Source organism: Variovorax sp. P4_D9 (genome assembly GCF_056401695.1).
This window is the reverse complement of sequence record NZ_JBFUIU010001327.1, coordinates 1-1706: the sequence shown is the minus strand read 5'-3', so window position 1 is coordinate 1706 and position 1706 is coordinate 1. Positions and strand designations below refer to the sequence as shown.

Genomic DNA, 1706 nt, shown 5'->3' with positions numbered 1-1706 from the left:
CAGCGAAGCCGCGATGTCCATCTCGCGAAGGAAATACTTGTACGGCCCTGAATCGCTTCGGGCCTCGCCGGAGTCCTGCCGGTACGGAATGATGCTCACGAAGGCGCCGCAACTCGCGATGATCCGCTCGACCCGGTCCCCTTCGCCGAAGCCCTGCTGCTCTTTGGCATCACCGACCAGCCTCAGGCCCTGCGCCACCAGTTCTGCGCACACCGCGGCGGCGCTGGCCTTGTCGGCAGCCTGCCAGGAACAGCTGACGTACACGTCCCGGGCGCCGGCAGCGCTCGGTAGTTTCGCAGAGGGATAGAACGCGGATATCAGGGCGAGCGCCATCTGCGCATCCAGACCCTGCTGGGCGGCATCGATCCAGGTGATGCCCCTGATCAAGTTCTTCACATCGGCGTTGGCGATGCGAAGCGCCACGACCCGGAATCCCTCAACGTTCGCACGCTCATCCATCGCGCAGTTGTATTCGGCCGTGACCCAGCCCTTGTTGAGCGATTCCTCAGATGCGACCAGCAGGATTCCACGGCAGCGTCCGATGGCGTTTCCCAGGTCGGTCGCCAGCAGGGAGCCACCGGGCAACTGCACCTCGTCGAGCCATACCTTCAGTCCCGCCTGCTCGGTCAGCCACCGGTAAAGCTGCCGGACAAAGACCTGGTCCTTGTGGGCATAACTCAGGAAGACATCGAAATCGCRCTTGTTCAGTGGGAGCGACATGGGTGGCCCTGGCTGATTTATGAGTCGGAATGCTAAGCCCAAATTTGCTGGTTCATCCGTTCAGTGCAAGCCGCTCGAGCGCTCTATAGACCGCACGTACGGTGCTGCGATCGAGCTCTTTTGCCATCTCTGAAAGTTCGCTGTAGGGAACCATTAGCTCATCTCCGCGTTCGTCCTTGCGGGACGTCACTCCCTGGGCACGCTTGGCGTCCATCCAGGCAGAATGAACTTCTGCGGCTACCAGTTCGATGTTCGGCAGCTTCATGCTGTGACCCCTCTCGAGTGCAAGTTCCATGGACGACGACCTATTCTGAAGCCAATGCGGGTCGCATCCCATTCCGTGGTGTAGGCCCACGGCCCGGAGAAGGCCGAGTTGCGTAGTACTCAGCGAACCACTGGGGGCAGGCGAGAGGACGCAGTATCGCTGAGGCTCTGTCGACCCTCAAGCTGCATGTTGAGCTTGCCCCCGAAAAATGTAGTCTGGTGCGCTTGAAATAGTAGAACTTATGCGACACCTCCGACTTCGACGGAGGTCGTCATGCGCATTGCCCCCAGGATCGAACTCGATGCTGATGTTCAATGTGAGTTGACGGCCCTGGCGCGGCGAGGCCGCGTCGAGGCTCGTGTGCAGCAAAGGGCAAAGATGGTGTTGCTGGCCGTTCAGGGCTTGCAGGACAAGGACATCGCCGCCGAGGTCGATCTGGACCGGCGCCAGGTGGCCTTGTGGCGTCAGCGCTTCCTGGACGGCGGGGCGGAGGCCTTGGCGCTCACATTTGTTGACCCACTTGTACTCACCGGAACCTGACCCAGCGAGTGCGCAGGTGTTTGTGATTGCGCGGTGGTCGAGAGGTGCTCGCCTTTAGGGTATGTCAGTAGTGCCGATGATGGCAGCGGCGGCGTGGGGGCGTGGCGCAGGCCCTCTCGACGCTGTGCGGCCCTAGGCCGCGGGGGCTGGGGCTTGCCCCAGTGAAGGGCCCGTGCAGGGC

Annotated in this window: 3 protein-coding genes; 1 reads left to right on the top strand and 2 read right to left on the bottom strand. The window is 62.0% G+C overall.

The window, feature by feature from the left end:
• Positions 1-720 (bottom strand): toll/interleukin-1 receptor domain-containing protein (locus tag AC1DY5_RS54530; RefSeq protein WP_478122513.1); only part of this gene is annotated, 720 nt, incomplete at its 3' end.
• A gap of 52 nt (positions 721-772) precedes the next feature.
• On the bottom strand, positions 773-985 hold the full coding sequence (locus AC1DY5_RS54525) for a RyR domain-containing protein (RefSeq protein ID WP_478122512.1): 213 nt from the start codon (positions 983-985) through the stop codon (positions 773-775).
• 273 nt (positions 986-1258) lie between these two features.
• Here AC1DY5_RS54525 and AC1DY5_RS54520 point away from each other — a divergent pair, with 273 nt between their 5' ends.
• The gene (locus AC1DY5_RS54520; RefSeq protein ID WP_478122511.1) at positions 1259-1525 is read left to right on the top strand and encodes a helix-turn-helix domain-containing protein; all 267 of its coding nucleotides are present in this window, start codon (positions 1259-1261) and stop codon (positions 1523-1525) included.
• Positions 1526-1706 lie beyond the last annotated feature (181 nt).